Origin of the sequence: Robertmurraya sp. DFI.2.37, assembly GCF_029211245.1 — a bacterium.
GTDB lineage: Bacteria > Bacillota > Bacilli > Bacillales > Cytobacillaceae > Robertmurraya > Robertmurraya methanolica_A.
The window spans coordinates 79,978-97,642 of record NZ_JARGEJ010000010.1 but is presented as its reverse complement, the minus strand read 5'-3'; the positions used below and the strand labels follow the sequence as shown (position 1 = coordinate 97,642).

Genomic DNA, 17,665 nt, shown 5'->3' with positions numbered 1-17,665 from the left:
GTCAATCAGGAGGGATCGATATGAGCTTTATTCGTACATTAAGAGGAGATATTCAACCGAAAGAGTTAGGCTTTACTTATTCGCATGAACATATTGTTTGCCGTCCAGCCTATTGGGCTGAAAGAGACGCAAATGATTTACTGTTAGATGATAAAGAGAAATCTAAAAAAGATGTAGCTGATTTTAAGCGTCATGGTGGAAAGGCTATTGTTGATGCTACCGCTGTAGACTATGGTCGAGATGTTCAAGCTGTAAAAGAAATTTCCGACGAGCTTGATCTACACATTGTCGGAACAGCTGGTTTTAACAAAAGCTTTCTTTGGGATGGAAAGATAAAGGACGAGCTCAAGCCCCTTATCGGAAATTACCAAACGTACGCAGAATGGATCGAGAACACAAGCATTAATAAGCTAACTGACTTTGTAATAAGGGAAGTTGAAGAAGGACTCGAAGGTACTCCCTTTAAAGCAGGACAAGTAAAATTCGGAACAGGCTATAACCGCATCACACCGTTAGAGGAGAAAACTTTACGTGCAGTAGCAAGAGCTCATCATGAAACAAAAGCTCCCATCCACTCACATACAGAAGCTGGTACAATGGCATTGGAACAAATTGAACTATTGAAATCAGAAAATGTGAACCTAGAATACTTAAGCATCGGACATATGGACCGCAATCCGGATCCGTACTATCATGAAAAAATTGCCAAAACCGGCGCCTTGTTAAGCTTCGATGGCATTGCGAAAATCAAATACGCACCAGAATCGCTGAGAATTGAATGTATCTTAAATTTAGTAGAAAAAGGCTTTGAAAACCAAATCTTAATATCTGGTGATACAGCCCGCAAAAGCTATTATAAACATTACGATTATGGCTTAGGCCTAGAATATATTATTGCCAAATGGGTTCCAAGATTTATAGATGAGGCGAATCAGAAGGGCTTTAATGGAGAACAATTGATTCATAAATTTTTCGTCGAAAACCCAGCAAGATGCTTTACATTTAAAAAATAGACAGCGAGGTGCAAGCATGCAATTCCAATATGAGAACTCCTTTGAAGTAAAAGAAAAAATCATGGCTAAAAAGGTTGCGATTTTGCCAATAGGTGCTGTCGAAGCACATGGTCCCCATTTGCCATTAGGTACTGATAATCTATTAGCAGAACGACTAAGTGCAAAGCTTGCAGAGCGCATCAATGGATTTGTTTTGCCAACCTTACCTTATGGACAAGTTTGGAGTTTAAAAAACTTCCCTGGGAGCATCAATGTTTCGAATGAGTCATTGATTAGTATGTTATACGATATTGGTGAAAGCTTATATCGTCAAGGATTCCAAATTTTCGCGATGGTCAATGGACATCTAGGAAATGCGGTTGCCATGAAAGAAGCTGCGCGCAAGCTTTATGAAAAATATCCAGGCTTAACAGTCCTGTACTTGTTTTATCCGGGAACCGGCAAGATCATCAGTGAAGTGAGAGAAACTCCTGCAAGTCACGGAACATACTTTCATGCTGACGAAATCGAAACATCGTATATGTTATATTTAGCTCCCGAATTCGTGCAGATGGAAAAAGCGTTGAATGATATGCCAACGATTCCGATGAGTGCTGATGTAACACCGACACCATGGGAAGAGTTCACCGAAACAGCTGTCTTAAGTGATGCGACATTAGCTCGAGTGGATAAAGGTGAAAAAATAATTAAAGTTGCCCTTGATAACATGGTCCAACTTATTGAACAGATGAAAGAAGGCCGTTAATATGTTAAAACAAAAACTTTATGATTTTGTCCTATTCAATTTTTTAGCAAAAGATAAAGCAAATGCCGAGGAAGTCATGGAAGCTGGTAAAGGGTTCGTCGTACCTGGAATCGTAGCATCCGATTTTTCCAACATTGAAGATGGCGCAAGCAAAGTGAAAGAGCTGAAAGAAGTGGTGGACATCGTCTCCATTGGCCTTGGTGGCGGCGGAGACCCCGTGTTCGCAAAACGGGTTCTCGACATTGCCGCCCTCTCCAACCCGGGCCACATTAATCAACCCTTTGAGAATGCTGTATATGCAAAAGGGTTTATAGACGGAAAGGCGGCTTCACCACAACTCATTAATGCATTAGTGAATCCAAGTGGAACCATTGGAACAGTGAAATTACCAACTGGTTCTGAAGTAAAAGTGGAGGAATTCGTGGAAATTGCCCATGCACTTGGAGTGGAATCTATTAAATTTATGCCTCTATCCGGTGAAGTTCATCTAGAGGAGCTTGTTTATTTAACGAAAGTAGCAGCTCAAAAAGGAATTCGTGGCATTGAACCTGCTGGTGGCATTAGCGCAGCAAATATTCGCACCATTATTAATGCTATAAAGAGTATTGAAATAGAATTTTTCATGCCGCATATTTTTGGCTCTACCATCGATAAGGTAACAGGAAAAACAATTCCAACAGAAGTTGCACAAGTATTACATGCACTGGAGGGGTAACATATGCTATCGAATTATTTTCAAAAAGTCAGCCATTTACTAGAGCACGTTTTAGAAAATGAAAAAGAGCATTTACAATTAGCAGCAGAAAAAGTCGCAAATAGTATCGAAAAAGGCGGCATTATTCAATTGTTTGGCTGCGGCCATTCACATATATTAACCGAAGAGGTTTTCTATCGCGCTGGTGGGTTAGTGCCCATTAAACCAATTTTGTTCGAGCCGCTAATGCTTCATGAAGGGGCTATGCGTTCTTCCCAACTCGAGCGAAAAAATGATTATGCTGAAAACTTTATTAAAGAGCATGAGATCAAGGCAAATGATATTGTTTTTGTTTTATCGACTTCCGGACGAAATCCTGTTCCCGTTGATGTTGCCAACTATGCAAGAGAAAAAGGCGCCTTTGTAATCGGCATTACCTCTCTAGAATATGCTAAAAGCCAACCTTCTCGCCATAAAAGCGGCAAACATCTATTTAACTCGGTTGACTTAGTCATCGATAATCACTCTGCTAAAGGGGATGCCATCTTAGCTTACGAAAAAGTGAAAATTAAGTTTGGCCCGACCTCAACGGTGATCGGTGCAACGATTCTAAACAGTATTTTTGCTGAAGCTATAAAAATCATGGCTGATCGAGGTTTTGAACCACCCATTTTCCTCAGTGGAAACATGGAAGATTCCGATGCTCATAATGAAGCATTAGTAAAAAAATATCAAGAACGAATTCCTTTACTAACTTTAAACGTGGAATAGAGAAGTGAACAAAAAACAAACGAAAGAGAACAAGTGCTTGCGCTTGTTCTCTTTCGTGCATCGTTTTTCAAAGCGATCTTTATCGCTTCTATTTCTAATGCTCTAATTGTTGAATTTGAAAAAGCTTATAATAATGACCTTGTGCTTCCATCAATTGTTCATGACGACCGATTTCGACGATTTCTCCATTTTCAATTAAGACGATGCGATCTGCATGGGTAATTGTTGACAGTCGATGGGCAACGATAAAAGTTGTACGCTCCTTAGCCAACTTCTCCAACGCCTCCTGAATTAAATGCTCGCTTTCTAAATCTAAAGCAGAAGTAGCTTCGTCTAAGACTAATATAGGTGGATTCTTAATAAAGACTCTCGCTATCGCAACCCTTTGTTTTTGCCCGCCTGACAGCTTCACTCCACGTTCGCCTACCTTCGTATCATAGCCTTCAGGCAGATTCATAATAAAGTCGTGGGCATTAGCTGCTTTCGCTGCCTCAATTACTTCTTCGTCCGTGGCATCAGGCTTGCCAATTAAAATATTTGATTTCACCGATTCGCTGAAGAGAATATTATCCTGTAACACCATCCCAATTTTATCGCGCAGCGAACGGACCTCAAACTCGCGAATATCGATGCCATCAAGAAGGATGCGCCCTTCTGTCACATCGTAAAACCTCGGCAGCAAACTAACCAATGAGGACTTGCCTCCGCCGCTCATACCAACGAGGGCAATCGTTTCTCCTTCTTTCACATCAAGGGAGATATTCTTCAGTACTTTCTCTTCATCTTTGTCATAAGCAAAACTCACATTTTCTAATTGAATATGGCCGGAGACCTTATTACAGGGAATCGCATTTGGTTTGTCAGCAATATCATATTTTTCATCGATAAATTCAAAGACCCGATCCATGGAAGCGATCGACTGGGTTAATGTCGTTGATGAGTTTACCAGCCTTCGTAGCGGGTTATAAAGACGATCAATATAAGCAATAAAAGCAGCCATTTCTCCAATCGATAAATGACCTTGAATCACTTGATAACCAGAGTAACCGATCACTAAAAGCGGGGCAATATCTGTAATCGTATTGACTACTGCGAATGCCTTCGCATTCCATTTTGTATGCTCAATCGCTTTACTTAAAAAATTGCTATTTTGTGAATCGAAGCGCTTTTGCTCTTCATCCTCAATAGCAAAGCTTTTTATAACAGGCATTCCCTGTACCCGTTCATGTAAATAGCTTTGAACCTCAGCAAGGGCCTGAGAGCGCCTCCTCGTCAGCTTTCGTAGATTCCCGAAAAAATATTTGATTGAAAATGCATAAAAAGGGAATAAAACAAGCGAAACAAATGTTAATGACACATCCATCGTCAGCATGATGACAACTGCGATCACAATCGTAGCAAGGTCCAACCATAAATTCATCAAGCCGGTAACGACAAATGTTTTCGTTTGCTCGACGTCATTAATCACACGAGAAATGACTTCCCCCGCCTTCGTGTTGGAATAATACTTAAAACTCAATTTTTGTATATGGGTAAAAAGTTTGTCCCGTATATCGTAAAGGATTTTACTCGCTGTCCACTGGGCAAAGTATTGACGATAATATTCAATCGGCGGCCGCACAACAAGAAAAATAACAATCATAATTCCCATGATTAATATGAGCTTGCTTACCTTTTCATCTCCGCTAAGTCCATCATTACCAACAATATCATCAAGAACATATTTAATCAGCAAAGGAATCAGCAATGGTATGGCAAATTTAATAATCCCAATCACAATCGTTCCCATGATTTGGAATCGATATGGCTTTACGAAACGCATGTACCTCCGTATACTATCCAACCTGTTCCCCCCTAGTTGAAAACAGCCATTAGAAAAATATTCAGATCAATGCTTAACACCAGCTAGACCTGACTTTTCAAAACAGACCTTTCCAATCTTCCTTCTCCTACCTTAATCACAACATAAACACCAAACGTTAGCAACGCTTCTAACTAACAACATTATTCACATATAAAAACCTGTTGAATCCATGTCAACAGGCGATCTCATCATACATTTCCTTGTTAGCGTCTGTAGGTTAAATATCGCTCATACCAAATATCAATAAAATCCGCGGCAAAAGGACCTTTTCTTTGACGTATCCAACGCATGAGCTTATCCACATGGGTTTTTAAAATTTGATCAATCACTTCAGGATATTTCATTTCCTTTCGGTGCCGTTCATACTCGTCCTCATCAAGCAAATTAAAGGTCATGTCGGGAAAAACCTTAATATCTAAATCATAATCTATGTACTTCAAAGCTTCTCCGTCAAAAATAAACGGTGAGCTTAAATTACAATAATAGTAAATCCCATCCTCGCGAATCATCCCAATCACGTTGAACCAAAGCTGTGCATGAAAATAGCAGATTGCTGGCTCCCGTGTTACCCATGTTCTGCCATCCGATTCAGTTACTATAGTCCGATCATTTCCACCAATAACTAAATTTCGCGAGCCTTTTAAAACGGTTGTTTCATCCCATACTCGATGAATATGTCCATTATGCTTATAGCTATGAATTTGTATCGGTTCACCTTCCATAGGTACTTCCATTTTAGTCTCCCTACTTTCATTTTCCGAACACCTTGAATATATTTGACAATGACTTCCAAGTTAACAGCCATTGTGACAATTGTTGAATTCGTTAAACTTATTCAAAAATAACAAAGCCTGTCCAGTTTCTCTTTTTATTATTATAACGGTAAAAGGGAGAATTTAAAACAAAGAGCCATTGAAATATTTCAATGACTTCACTTATTTCAAAGATTCGATTGTTTTTTAAAACCATTAAACTAAAGCACGTGCATCCTGATAAGACTGAATTAACTCTTCAGTTTGCTCCTCAAAGATCTTATGGATTTCCTGTAATTCTGCTTTCTTTACTGCTATATCCCTGCGAACACTTTCTAATTTAGCTTGCTCTTGAAGTTCTTTAAGTACCCTTTCAATATCCTGACAACGCTCAATTTCAGACTGAAGAAATAACAGCTTTTCCATCGTTTCCATCTGTTCACTTACTAAACGGTTAAATTTATTCATGTTTATACACCGTCCTATAGCTGATTTAATTCCACGTTTTAATATATTCGTTCCACCTAGAGGTATTCCTTTGACTAGTTATGTAAGCTTACAGGAAGTTTTGTCGAAAAAACACCGGAGCATGTCAAAATCAAAATAGCGATTTTTACTAGCACTGGACTTTGCCAGACCTTGCTGTTTACGCTTGAAAAAAGCATTCTTACTGCACAAAAGAACACCCCTTCTGCGCATAAGAAGGAGTGTTCTTTTTTAAGTATATACTGTTATGATTGACCAAATTGGCCAGAGTTTTGAGATTTTTTAGATTCTGCTTGTTGGTTTTGTTTTCTAACCTCTTGTGCGTTCGTTTCGCTACCAAATTCTGTACCGAATTGCCCTTGAGAACCAGCAGATTGAGCGTTTTGCTGGCGCACTTGTTGAATGTTAGTTCCAGCTTGAGATTTGTTTGGCTTTGCCACTGATATCACCTCCACGCCTATTAATTTATCCAGACGTGGAGATAAATATCCATTTATTTTCTGGAAATAAATGACTTATTTATACTAATAATGATATGCCGCCGTCAACAATAATTGTTTGTCCTCTAATCATGCTGGCTTGATCACTGACGAGAAACATTACAGTGTTCACGATATCATCAATTTCTACCATTTTTCCTGCCGGGGTTTTCGCTCTAGCTTCAGCAAGAAGCTCCTCGCGATTTGGAAAAGATTTCAACGCTTCTGTATCTACCGCTCCACCTGAGACAGCATTTACCACGATATTCTTCGCCGATAATTCAACAGCCAAGTAACGAGTAAGTGCTTCGACTGCCGCCTTTGATACTCCCACTGTCGTGTAATTTTCTAAATAGCGAATGGCCCCTAAAGAACTGATACTGACAATTTTGCCTCCACCATTCTTTTCCATTCGTTTCGCTGCTTCCTGGGCACAAAATAAAAGTGCTTTACTATTGATGTTCATCGTCCAATTCCAATGGGATTCTTCCAATTCCATAACTGGCCTTTGCACACCTGATGCTGCATTGCTGATGAATACATCCAAACGACCAAATACTTGATCGATTTCTTCAAACATGGCTTTTATTTTTTCCACGTCCCCAACATTGGCTTTAACGACCAATACTTTTCTTCCTAACGCTTCAATTTCAGCAGCCGTTTCCAAAGCAGCTTTTTTGCTTCTCGCGTAATTGAGCACAATATCATAGCCTTCCTGTGCTAAACGCAAGGCTGTCGCTTTGCCAATTCCTCGACTACTTCCAGTAACTAATGCAACCTTTGTCATAAAAATCGAAATCCTTTCTTATCCCCGTTCTTCCGAGTTTCTTCTTCAATTTTAGTCATTCTTTGTATAGATAGCAATTGAGAATATAAGACTATTCGTATACAAAAGATGAAGGAGTGTTTCAAATGTACGATGGAAGAGACATGACGGAACTGTCCATGCTCCCTATTACGAACTGGAATGATAAAGAACTTGCTTATTTTCACCACTCTTTACAACAAATGACGCCTTACTTAAACGCACAAGGCCAAACCATTCACCAGGAAATCATTACAGAAATCGAAAATCGCGGTGGACTTCGAAAAAGATTTTAATGTTACAACTCTTTCCAGCATTTCGAAGCGAATGTGCCGATTGTGATGCATTTGGACAGAAAAATATACGCTTAGGCTTCGCAGCACCGACAAAAAATGATGCACGTGCTCTTTCTATGTCCGATTAGAAAACCTATTCAGTCAGAAATGGCTGAGAGCCGCTTTCGCAAGTTCGAACGAAAGTCGAGATTGGACAGAAAATGGAGAGTCAGACTTGCCGCTCGATTAGAAGGCCTATTTGGACATAAAGACAGTACACCAACATTCTAAGTCCAAATCCTCTAAATTACCTTTCGGGAAACTAGCTCAAACAAAAAAAAGCTCAATTGCCCACGCCATTGAATTCATACTTCATATGATGTGAAAAAACGCCGTTTTTCTCGGCGCTTTTTCATGAAAATTTGTAGTATTGTTTGATAATTTTTTGGTGCGAGACGGGAAATGGATACGCATCAATACTTTCAAGAGTTGCATATTTTAAATCATCGGCTTCCTTTATCGGGGCAAGGAGCTTGCCTTCAAATACTTGAATATCCCACTTTAGATGCGAGAACACATGCTCAATGTGCCCAACATTTTGCCCAAGCTTTACTTCGATTCCAAGCTGCTCCAACAATAAGCCTTGAATATGACTCTTTTCTCGAGAAAATGGCAAAGATATTTCCACATTAGGGAATTCCCACATATTTGCCAATAGACCACTGCTTGGACGTTTATGAATCACCGTTTTTCCATCGCTATCTTTTATTACGACTGCTGCAAGGCGTATAAGCCTTTGCTTTTTGGCCTTTGTTTTAATGGGAAGCTCTTTCTCAACACCCTCATGAAAGGCATGGCAATGGTCACGCACAGGGCATAGTAAACACGAAGGAGTCGTTGGTGTGCAGATGAGAGCACCGAGTTCCATTAATGCTTGATTAAAATAAGATGGATTGTCATGAGAAATCAGTTGTTCAATCGCCTTGTCAAAGATCTTTCTCGTAGAAGGCTTTGCAATGTCATCCCAAATCGATAAAATACGTGATATAACTCTCATCACATTGCCATCAACAGCAGGCTCTGGAATTCCGTAAGCGATCGATAAAATGGCTCCTGCCGTATAGGGACCGACTCCTTTCAATGTGGAAATTTCATCCTTAGTATTGGGAACGGTTCCGCCATATTTTTCTTTTACTTCTTTCACAGCCGACTGGAGATTTCTGACCCTTGAATAGTAGCCCAATCCTTCCCATGCCTTTAATACTTTTTCTTCATCAGCATCAGCTAAGTCCTCCAATGTGGGGAACTGTTCAATGAAACGATTGAAGTAAGGGATGACCGTGTCTACCCTTGTTTGTTGAAGCATGATTTCGGAAACCCAAACCTTATATGGGTCCTGATCCTTCCTCCAAGGAAGAATCCGTTGTTCTTTCGCAAACCACTCAATTAAATCATTCTGGAAGGCATCTTTTTCAATTAATTTAAGGTTTTTTAAGGAATCTGTCATGAATGTGCCTCCTGGTGTCAAACATATTAATAATAAATATTTGTGAATTTTGTTTTAAACAATTTATAAAAATACCGGAAAAAACTATATTTACAGCGCACATGTTGTTAAAATTATTATATATTATTTAGCCTTTAAGGCAGAGCATTTTGCCTATACTGGATCACTTCACTCTATCCTACAAGGAGGTTCATCCTTTTGGACACTGGCACACACCTAGTTATGGGGCTTGCCCTTGGAGGGCTTGCTACACTTGATCCGGTTGTTGCAGGAAGTGCTGCTACTGCAACGAGCGTTATGGTAGGAACCATCGTCGGATCACAGGCTCCTGATGTTGATACTGTTCTTAAACTTAAAAATAATGCTGTATATCTTCGAAATCACCGTGGAATAACGCACTCTATTCCAGCTGTGTTATTATGGCCTATTGCGATCACAGCGGTTATATATCCTTTTTTTCCAGAAGCGAACCTTCTGCATTTATGGCTTTGGACATTCCTTGCTGTTTTCTTACACGTTTTTGTCGATATTTTTAATGCTTATGGTACTCAAGCATTGCGGCCCTTCTCATCGAAATGGATTGCACTCGGCGTGATCAATACATTCGATCCCTACATTTTTGGATTGCATGTGCTTGGAATCATCATTTGGATGTTAGGTGGAAATCCTGGTTACACTTTCTTAACTCTATATATAATTCTTGTCTTTTATTATTTTGTTCGCTTTTTCACGCAGCGCAAAGTAATGAAGGAGGTTCGGGCTCTCATTCCCGATGCTACCGACATCATCATTTCACCAACAATGAAATTTCATCAATGGCGCATCGCCGTTATGAATAACAACCAATTTTTTGTCGGCCGCGCCCACAACAATGATGTCACCATTATCGATCAATTTAATCGAGTAAAAGTCCCATCGTCTCCAGTCATTGCCGCTGCGAAAAAGGATGAAAATTTATCTGCTTTCCTCTCTTTTTCTCCTGTCTATCGCTGGGAAGTTGACGAATATGACAGTTACTATGAAGTCAAGTTTATCGATTTACGCTATCGCAGTAAAGATCATTATCCATTTGTCGCTGTCGTTCAACTTGATCGAGAGCTAAATATTGTTACTTCTTATACAGGCTGGATATTTAGCGAAGAAAAACTTAGAAAAAAACTTGAAGTCATTCCGAACTAATTTCCTTGTACAAAGGGGTAAACGCCTTTCAACTGAAAAGAGTATCCAAGAGGGTACTCTTTTTTTACACCTGAATGTTTCCGTAAAACATGTATCAGCTTTAGCTCGAGTCCCACAGCTCCAGTCAGCCATGTTAATGACCCTTTTGTTCATCAAACAAATGACTATATTTAGGGTTTGTTGCGAAAAATTCATGCAGCTTCTCGCCATAATTTTCAATCCACTGCCGGACAATTTTTTCAGTCATCTCGCTACCTTTATATTCCCGTCCTGCTTTCGCTCGTGTTGTTTCAAAGTCATCCCATAAAAGCTCTACCCACGTTTGCGCTTGATGGACGGATAATTTTGTATTTTTTTCAAGTAAAAGCTCCACTAATTTTTGCTGGTATTCCTGCATTTCTTTCACCTCACTGGCAACTTTTTGTTTGTTGTAATGATGATACTTCCATAGCAATGCGCTCATACTATGAATACGTGGTTAGCATTTATGCTCCTCACGTATTTAACACTCTTTTAGGGGGTAACTATTTTGCGCAATAAGGCTAAAGGTTTCCCGTATGAAAATCAAAATAAGTTCGAGGGCGAACCTCGAGCAAAAGCAGAATACGCCTCGAAAAGGGCCAATGGCACCACAAATACTCATCCACAAGAACGGATGAGGGCATCGAATAATCGAAATTCTGACACATCTGAGCTTTTCGAATAGAGGCTGTTCCTTGCACCTGTGTATTCTCTGAATTCATTTTTCTGGGAGGCTTGCATAAAATGGGAAATTCGAAAAAGTTTTTTGATCATAATCCGTATTCTAGCCCATTTACTTCGCCGCATTATCGTTCGAAGCATGCTCATTCTCAAGTTAACGGAGAAACTAAGGAAACGCAAGATATTATTATCCTCCACCGTCAAATTCGAAAAAACTCTTAATTCAATGACACACCTTCGTCAAGCAAATAACCAGAGCTTTGCTCTGGTTATTTTAGCTCTCTTAACATCGATATTGGCAATGCTTCCTTTTCCTTGCTCTCTCCAAGGCGGTATCCCCATGCAAATACTCCATTCAAATACGAGACTTGAAAATATTTCCCAGGATCCCCCTCTATTTCATAAATCTCTTCTTTTTTAATATCATTTGGATTCATTAAATATGCCTTAGCCATAATCGCTTTGCGCTCAAGAACCGCAAACTCATTAACCATTCCCATTTGTTCCGCTTTGCGCGCTTGTTCCTTTAGTCTGGCAATTTCTTGCTGAAGTTCATATTCGCTTAGTTCACTATATCTTTTATCTTCCATGTCGTTGCCACTCCTTATTATCGGTTCTTCATTTCTTCTAAAAACTGGGCAATCATGTCGAGTGAAAAGCCTTTGCGATATAAAGCTTGTTTCATTTTTTGCTCATATTCATAGCCATCATACTGGGCATACTTCCTGTGAGCTTTTTCTCCTTGGAATCTTAACGCATTCATTTCCTCATCAACATCTTTCAACTCATCATGCGCCTCTGCTGCTACTGTAATCACCTCAAAAGGATAGCCTTTACGGATTAAATGCTGTTCCGCTTTCTGCTTTGCCATTCTTTCGGATTCATGTGAACCTTTCTTAAGCACCTTTGTCCAAAGCTCTGTTGCTTTTTCCACTTGCCGTTCAAACGGGTACTCCTTTAAGGCTTGTTCCATTAAAGCGGGAGCTATTCCCTTCTCCTTCAGTTCTCGGCGAATTACCTCAATTCCCTTATCAGTTGTATTCATTTGCGTTCGGACGAAAGCTAAAGCATACTCTTCATCGTTTAAAAATTGGTACTCATCCAATTTATAAATGACTTCTTGTATAACAGGTGCTTCAACTTCTTTCTCAGCTAAATATTTTCGAACCTCCTGCTCCGATCTCATTTTTCTTGATAAAAAATGAATAGCTAAATTGTACGCTTTCCTAATATCATCATGGTAGTTTATTTCCATGAGTGCAAAGTCATCAAGCTCGAGACCTTTTTTTAAATTAAATTTTATCAACACATCTTCATCGACACTAAAAGCATATTCTTCACCTTTTCCATGGTCCAAGAAGATATTATATCGCTCGGTGTTCTTTTTTTGGACGGTGATTTTTGTAATGATAGCCATAACTCTCACCTCCCTATAAATGTACCACATGCTTTCCAATTATGTCTTTATGAAAACTATTTCTTTATCCTTAGGTTTTGTTATGATAACAGGATTGATTTTTGGCTCCTTTTCTCTCTTGCCTTTCAGTATAAGTGAAAGGCAAGTAACAATTCTGTTTAACGCAAAAACGCAAGCCAGTGCCACCATTTTTAAAACAGCTTCAGAAATAAAGGATTTCTATTATATAAAAGCAAATTAATTAATAATGAGCGAAAGGAGGACAATTCACATGAGAATTGCCATAGCAGGCGGAAGCGGCTTTGTTGGAAATGCCTTGACGAAACGTCTCATTGAGCGAGGTCATGAAGTATTTATTCTTACCCGCAGTCCAGCAAAGAACGGAGATATTAAGTACATACAATGGTTAACAGAAGGAAGCGACCCCGCTGAACAGTTAAAAGAAATCGATGTGATGATTAATTTAGCCGGTGAATCAATCGGAGCTGGACGCTGGACGTCAACACGTAAACAGCTTATCGTCCAGAGTCGTCTTCAAACAGTGGCAGAAGTACTGCAAATAATGAAACAGCTTCCCACAAAACCAAAAGTATTCCTAAACGCAAGTGCAATTGGCTTTTATGGGACTTCATTCCATGATCGTTTTACTGAAGCAGACACGTCAGCGGGTAGCGATTTTCTTGCTTCCACCGTTAAACAATGGGAAGAAAAAGCATTGGAGGCGACCCAACTCGATGTTCGCACGGTTTTATGTCGATTCGGTATAATTTTAGACAAAAAAGAAAGTGCTTTGCCGAGAATGGCTCTTCCGTATAAATTATTCGCAGGTGGAAACCTAGGTACTGGGCAGCAATGGATGTCTTGGATCCATCTTGATGATGTTGTAAATGGAATCATTTTTGCAATCGAGAATGAAAATCTTTCAGGCCCTGTTAATTTCACTGCACCTGTTCCAGTAAAAATGGAGCAATTGGGCAAGTCATTAGCAAAAGCGCTCAATAGACCTCATTGGTTCCCAACACCAGCGTTCATGTTAAAAGCGCTCCTCGGTGAGATGAGCCTATTAGTTTTAGAGGGACAGCATGTCCTTCCGACTAAATTACAAGAAGCAGGCTACCATTTTCAATATAAAGAAATTGCTTCTGCCTTAGCGGACATTTATCAAAATTAACGTATCATCCCCTCTTAATAAGGGAAAAATAGGAAGTGTATTGAATAAGGAGGGATGATTACGTTGTCTGATAAGAAAAGGAAAGATAAGTCAAAAAGCACATTATCCAGTATGCAGGAAGTCATCTATTCCCATGAATTTAAGCTCGCTGACCAAGCAGGTGGTTTTAGCAAAAAGAAAGCAAGACATTAACATATTTTTTAGCTTGAGAGTGAAAAATAAGTATGGAAACATTCGTGTTTTCCGTACTTTTTTCTTGGAAAGGGGTTTTTCGAGTGGGTCGAGCACAAGGACATAAAACAAGAGATAAAAACAAGGCGAAATTGCCGCAAGTACCAAAAAACATGAAATCTGACGGGCTTGATGTTGAATTTGACCGTGATTTAGCCGATCATGATGATTTAGAAGCGATGGCTCGCTCAAATGCTGCTGACAAGAGAGCCAAAAAGAACAAATAGCGCTATTTTCAGTGGGGAGATGCTCCCCACTGAGCTAAATTTGCAAAAGATCGCGAATATCTTCGTCTGTTAAAGCCCATGCATTATGATCTGATGACTGAATAAGTTCATCAATTAGATGACGTTTTTTATCCTGAAGTTCATCAATCTTCTCTTCAATCGTCCCTTTCGATATCAATTTAATGACTTTAACCGCGTTCTTCTGTCCAATCCGATGAGCCCGATCTGCTGCCTGCTCCTCCACTGCTGGATTCCACCAAAGATCGTATAAAATAACCGTATCTGCTCCAGTTAAATTTAGTCCTGTCCCACCAGCTTTTAGGGAAATAAGAAAGAAGTTATGCTCTCCTTGATTAAATCGATTGCAAATCTCTATTCGTTCCTCTGCCGGGGTTTTCCCATCAAGGTAAAAAAAGGATTCACCCTGTTCAGCTAGTTCTCTGCCAATTAAATCAAGCATTTTCGTAAATTGGGAAAAAATCAAAACTCTCCTGCCAGATAGCTTAGCTTCCGCAACAATATTCATTAATTTGGCAAACTTTGCCGAGTTCCCTTTATAGCCATCAACAAACAGAGCAGGATGACAACAAATTTGCCTTAATCTCGTTAAACCAGCCAAAATTCTAATCCGGTTTTTTCGGATTGTATTCTTGTCCAAATGCTTAAGCGTATCATTTTTAAGCTTTGCCAAATAGGCAGCATACAGTTTCTTTTGTTCGCTAAAAAGCTCAACCGATTCTTGAAGCGCAATTTTCTCTGGTAATTCACCAAGGACATCTTCCTTCATACGGCGGAGGAGAAACGGACGCGTTCTTCTTGCAATTTGCTTTGAAGTTAAATTGGCATATTGCTTCAATCCTCTAAAAAGCTCTGGAAAAACAACATGGAAAATGGACCAAAGCTCCTCACTAGAATTCTCGACTGGTGTCCCTGTTAATGCAAAACGATGATCGGCATGAAGCTTCTTGGCAGCTTTTGCCGTTTGCGTCATTGGGTTTTTAAATGCCTGCGCTTCATCAAAGAAAATGGTATGAAATTTTTCCCGTTCGAGCAGACTTACATCCTTTCGAAGCAATGTATAAGAAATGATCCAGACATCCTTCTCCTGCAAATGTTGATAGAATCTCGCCCTATCTTTTCTATCCCCATCAATGACAGCTACGTCAGTTTCTGGTGTGAATTTCCCTAATTCATTTAGCCAATTATATGTGACAGAAGATGGGCAGACAATTAGGACTGGTAGTGTATGTTTGCGAATATCTTCCATCACCGACTCGATATAGGCGATGCTTTGAACTGTTTTCCCCAATCCCATATCATCTGCCAAAACTCCGCCAAATCCATAGCTAGCGAGGGTTTTCATCCATTGATAGCCGCGCTTTTGATAGTCGCGCAGCACATGTGCCAAATTGGCAGGAACGTTGGTACGACTAGCTTCCGGTTCAGTCATTTCTTTTAAAAATTCACGAAAAGACTCTTCGAGGCTAAAGAGGTCATTTTCCATAATGGCATCAAGAAATGCGATGCCTTTAACCAGTGGCAGCTCAAATGAATCATCTATTTCTTCTTGAATGGGAACCGCCTTTAAAAAACGCTTAATCTCTTCAAACTCTCTCGTCTCTAACGAAAGTAATGAACCGTTGCGCAAACGGTAATATTTCCGTTTTTCTTCTAATGCTTGCAAAAGCTCGCGAATTTGCGCCTCCGGAATCCCATCCATTTCAAATTTAAATTCAAGCCAATTTGTTCGTTCCTTTTTGAACTTCACCTTTATTTTTGGTGGGGCATGCCCTTTAATAATTCGATTTCGAACGGCTGTTGTCGCATACACTTCAGTCAGTTTTTGCAGCTTAGGAACTGTATATGTTAAAAACTCATATTCAAGCTCCTCATGATGGAGAAAATAGCCTTCATCCGTTTTTGTCAATTCACTTTCTTCGATTAATGATAAAATCGCTTCTTCCTTTCTTGTATCCCTGACGATCATCACACTCATATTCGAGTTTTCTACCGGATTAATGACCAATTTTCCGTAATGAAATTCAAGCCCTACAAGCAAACGATTTTTCACACGATCTAAAAACAGCTTGGCAATAAGCGGTGTCCGAATCAACCTGTTCTCTAATTCCTTGGCAATTGTTACCGTCCCAAGCTTTTTTAAACCTGGCAATATTTTTTCTAAAAAGAAATGAACTTGTTCTTTTGGAATTGGAATGTGATTCGTGTTGGAAGAAAAGAGCATCTCTTGTAAATTAGCTAATCTTACACAATCATCATAATCCAAGTGAAAAACTAGACCGTCACAAAATATGCACTCATAGGTCGGCAAAAGGATGTGGCGATCTAATCCGGTTACGACTAATTGGTATGCAGCACCCACTGCTGCTTGAAATTCAAAATGTAAATCTAAAGATTTGTTTGAAAGTTGTAGTCGTTGAAATACCGTACTGCCGTATTTAAGCTTTGCTTGCGGAATTTTTGTAAGCAGCGGCAGAACTCTTTTCCACGAAGTGGGTGGCACAATCAAAAGGTTCTTCTTTTCAGAAGCAACATGTTCAAACAAAAGTTCTTTATCGCGATTCACTTGGATTAATTCATGAATCACTTGATCGGCTTCTCTTTGAAAACAGTGCACGCTCGGATCATAGGTAAATGCTAGAGACAGTATGCTTCTTTCTCCACTCGCAACACATTCTAAAAACTCACGAATGTGTAATATCGGGTTGCTTTCCACTTGTAGTTCTATGGCAACCATCATTTGCCCATTTTCCCCAGCGATCGGCATGCAAGTAAAACTCGTTTCCATAACCTGTCTATCCTCAAAATGAAGCTGCTGACCACTTGAACGCTTCGGGCTATTTTGAAAAATAGACAGCAATCCTTCAGCTAACTCAGAATGCTGTGGAGCAGTCTGCTTATGATAGAGGGCAATTAAGACTGCGGCAGTATGCTGGCACTCTTTTTCAAACGAAGCAAGGGTTGGACAGCTACAACTCGTTTGCATCTTCCCTCGACTATTCACCTTTATCGTTACTCGAAAACCTTCACCTGTATTGACAACTGCATCACAGGAATCAGTTGTATTTTTTTGCAAAACGACCTTATTTCCAGAATAAAAAGCTTCGCCTCTTTTGAAGGAGATATCTCCACACATTTCTTTGATTTGTTTAAGTGTAAGGTTTGTATTCAAAATGCATGCCCCCTTCCCGTCTCATTCAATACTACTATATTATAGAGGAATCAATGATAAAACAAGAAAATGAAGCACGCAGGAGCGTTCACCTGTGTTTAAAGACGCAAACGTAAATTATTTATGGCGAAGCGCCATATAAGCAAGGAAAAAGGAA

At 39.6% G+C, this 17,665-nt stretch carries 21 protein-coding genes; 11 read left to right on the top strand and 10 right to left on the bottom strand.

The genetic code is table 11. The features are described from left to right. The first annotated feature begins 20 nt into the window (after window positions 1-20). The 4 genes from PZE06_RS07995 to PZE06_RS07980 are packed head-to-tail and all read left to right on the top strand — an operon-like array spanning window position 21 to window position 3,223. On the top strand, window positions 21-1,013 hold the full coding sequence (locus tag PZE06_RS07995) for a phosphotriesterase family protein (RefSeq protein WP_095314073.1): 993 nt from the start codon (window positions 21-23) through the stop codon (window positions 1,011-1,013). Window positions 1,014-1,029: 16 nt separating this feature from the next. Further along, window positions 1,030-1,758, top strand: coding sequence for a creatininase family protein (locus PZE06_RS07990; protein ID WP_095314075.1), 729 nt, complete (start codon window positions 1,030-1,032; stop codon window positions 1,756-1,758). Between the two features lies 1 nt (window position 1,759). Next, the gene (locus tag PZE06_RS07985; RefSeq protein WP_150915135.1) at window positions 1,760-2,473 is read left to right on the top strand and encodes a KDGP aldolase; all 714 of its coding nucleotides are present in this window, start codon (window positions 1,760-1,762) and stop codon (window positions 2,471-2,473) included. Window positions 2,474-2,476: 3 nt separating this feature from the next. Further along, a complete protein-coding gene (locus tag PZE06_RS07980; protein ID WP_137744782.1) occupies window positions 2,477-3,223 on the top strand; it encodes an SIS domain-containing protein in 747 nt (248 codons plus the stop codon). 94 nt (window positions 3,224-3,317) lie between these two features. Here the strand turns inward: PZE06_RS07980 and PZE06_RS07975 are convergent, their stop codons facing one another. The 5 genes from PZE06_RS07975 to fabL all read right to left on the bottom strand — a co-directional run bounded on the left by PZE06_RS07975 (window position 3,318) and on the right by fabL (window position 7,591). Next, the gene (locus PZE06_RS07975) at window positions 3,318-5,066 is read right to left on the bottom strand and encodes an ABC transporter ATP-binding protein (RefSeq protein WP_095314083.1); all 1,749 of its coding nucleotides are present in this window, start codon (window positions 5,064-5,066) and stop codon (window positions 3,318-3,320) included. A gap of 224 nt (window positions 5,067-5,290) precedes the next feature. Then, window positions 5,291-5,821 carry a nucleoside tri-diphosphate phosphatase gene (ntdP, locus tag PZE06_RS07970; RefSeq protein ID WP_095314085.1) on the bottom strand — a complete coding sequence of 177 codons (531 nt, stop codon included), beginning with the start codon at window positions 5,819-5,821 and terminating at the stop codon, window positions 5,291-5,293. A gap of 234 nt (window positions 5,822-6,055) precedes the next feature. Next, a complete protein-coding gene (locus PZE06_RS07965; RefSeq protein WP_095314087.1) occupies window positions 6,056-6,307 on the bottom strand; it encodes a YgaB family protein in 252 nt (83 codons plus the stop codon). Window positions 6,308-6,570: 263 nt separating this feature from the next. Continuing rightward, window positions 6,571-6,765 (bottom strand): gamma-type small acid-soluble spore protein, encoded by a 195-nt coding sequence (locus PZE06_RS07960; RefSeq protein ID WP_095314090.1) that lies wholly within the window; start codon window positions 6,763-6,765, stop codon window positions 6,571-6,573. A gap of 79 nt (window positions 6,766-6,844) precedes the next feature. Beyond that, on the bottom strand, window positions 6,845-7,591 hold the full coding sequence (fabL, locus tag PZE06_RS07955) for an enoyl-[acyl-carrier-protein] reductase FabL (protein ID WP_095314092.1): 747 nt from the start codon (window positions 7,589-7,591) through the stop codon (window positions 6,845-6,847). A 125-nt stretch (window positions 7,592-7,716) separates the two neighbouring features. Between fabL and PZE06_RS07950 the strand changes: the two genes are divergently transcribed. After that, window positions 7,717-7,905: a hypothetical protein gene (locus PZE06_RS07950; protein ID WP_095314094.1), complete on the top strand. Its 189-nt coding sequence runs from the start codon at window positions 7,717-7,719 to the stop codon at window positions 7,903-7,905. 391 nt (window positions 7,906-8,296) lie between these two features. Here the strand turns inward: PZE06_RS07950 and mutY are convergent, their stop codons facing one another. Then, window positions 8,297-9,391, bottom strand: coding sequence for an A/G-specific adenine glycosylase (gene mutY, locus PZE06_RS07945; RefSeq protein WP_150915136.1), 1,095 nt, complete (start codon window positions 9,389-9,391; stop codon window positions 8,297-8,299). Window positions 9,392-9,589: 198 nt separating this feature from the next. Here mutY and PZE06_RS07940 point away from each other — a divergent pair, with 198 nt between their 5' ends. Then, the gene (locus PZE06_RS07940; protein WP_150915137.1) at window positions 9,590-10,570 is read left to right on the top strand and encodes a metal-dependent hydrolase; all 981 of its coding nucleotides are present in this window, start codon (window positions 9,590-9,592) and stop codon (window positions 10,568-10,570) included. A 133-nt stretch (window positions 10,571-10,703) separates the two neighbouring features. On the opposite strand, the gene PZE06_RS07935 is transcribed toward PZE06_RS07940, so the two are convergent. Beyond that, window positions 10,704-10,967, bottom strand: coding sequence for a YfhJ family protein (locus PZE06_RS07935; RefSeq protein ID WP_095314181.1), 264 nt, complete (start codon window positions 10,965-10,967; stop codon window positions 10,704-10,706). A gap of 132 nt (window positions 10,968-11,099) precedes the next feature. On the opposite strand from PZE06_RS07935, the gene PZE06_RS07930 reads away from it, so the two are divergent. Together PZE06_RS07930 and PZE06_RS07925 are read left to right on the top strand one after the other, a co-directional pair. Beyond that, entirely contained in the window at window positions 11,100-11,276 is a 177-nt protein-coding gene (locus tag PZE06_RS07930) for a small, acid-soluble spore protein K (protein ID WP_095314100.1), read from the top strand. A 59-nt stretch (window positions 11,277-11,335) separates the two neighbouring features. Next, window positions 11,336-11,494, top strand: a complete 159-nt coding sequence (locus PZE06_RS07925) for a YpzG family protein (RefSeq protein WP_095314103.1) — start codon at window positions 11,336-11,338, stop codon at window positions 11,492-11,494. A 47-nt stretch (window positions 11,495-11,541) separates the two neighbouring features. On the opposite strand, the gene PZE06_RS07920 is transcribed toward PZE06_RS07925, so the two are convergent. After that, window positions 11,542-11,862 carry a YfhH family protein gene (locus PZE06_RS07920; RefSeq protein ID WP_095314105.1) on the bottom strand — a complete coding sequence of 107 codons (321 nt, stop codon included), beginning with the start codon at window positions 11,860-11,862 and terminating at the stop codon, window positions 11,542-11,544. A 17-nt stretch (window positions 11,863-11,879) separates the two neighbouring features. Further along, a complete protein-coding gene (gene recX / locus PZE06_RS07915) occupies window positions 11,880-12,689 on the bottom strand; it encodes a recombination regulator RecX (protein ID WP_150915138.1) in 810 nt (269 codons plus the stop codon). Between the two features lie 271 nt (window positions 12,690-12,960). Between recX and PZE06_RS07910 the strand changes: the two genes are divergently transcribed. The 3 genes from PZE06_RS07910 (at window position 12,961) to PZE06_RS07900 (ending at window position 14,318) form a co-directional block, all read left to right on the top strand. Further along, window positions 12,961-13,860 (top strand): TIGR01777 family oxidoreductase, encoded by a 900-nt coding sequence (locus PZE06_RS07910; protein WP_150915139.1) that lies wholly within the window; start codon window positions 12,961-12,963, stop codon window positions 13,858-13,860. A 63-nt stretch (window positions 13,861-13,923) separates the two neighbouring features. After that, window positions 13,924-14,052, top strand: a complete 129-nt coding sequence (locus tag PZE06_RS07905; protein ID WP_095314111.1) for a YfhE family protein — start codon at window positions 13,924-13,926, stop codon at window positions 14,050-14,052. Between the two features lie 83 nt (window positions 14,053-14,135). Continuing rightward, window positions 14,136-14,318: a YfhD family protein gene (locus PZE06_RS07900; RefSeq protein ID WP_095314113.1), complete on the top strand. Its 183-nt coding sequence runs from the start codon at window positions 14,136-14,138 to the stop codon at window positions 14,316-14,318. Between the two features lie 34 nt (window positions 14,319-14,352). On the opposite strand, the gene PZE06_RS07895 is transcribed toward PZE06_RS07900, so the two are convergent. Then, the gene (locus PZE06_RS07895) at window positions 14,353-17,508 is read right to left on the bottom strand and encodes a DEAD/DEAH box helicase (RefSeq protein WP_150915140.1); all 3,156 of its coding nucleotides are present in this window, start codon (window positions 17,506-17,508) and stop codon (window positions 14,353-14,355) included. Window positions 17,509-17,665: the final 157 nt, after the last annotated feature.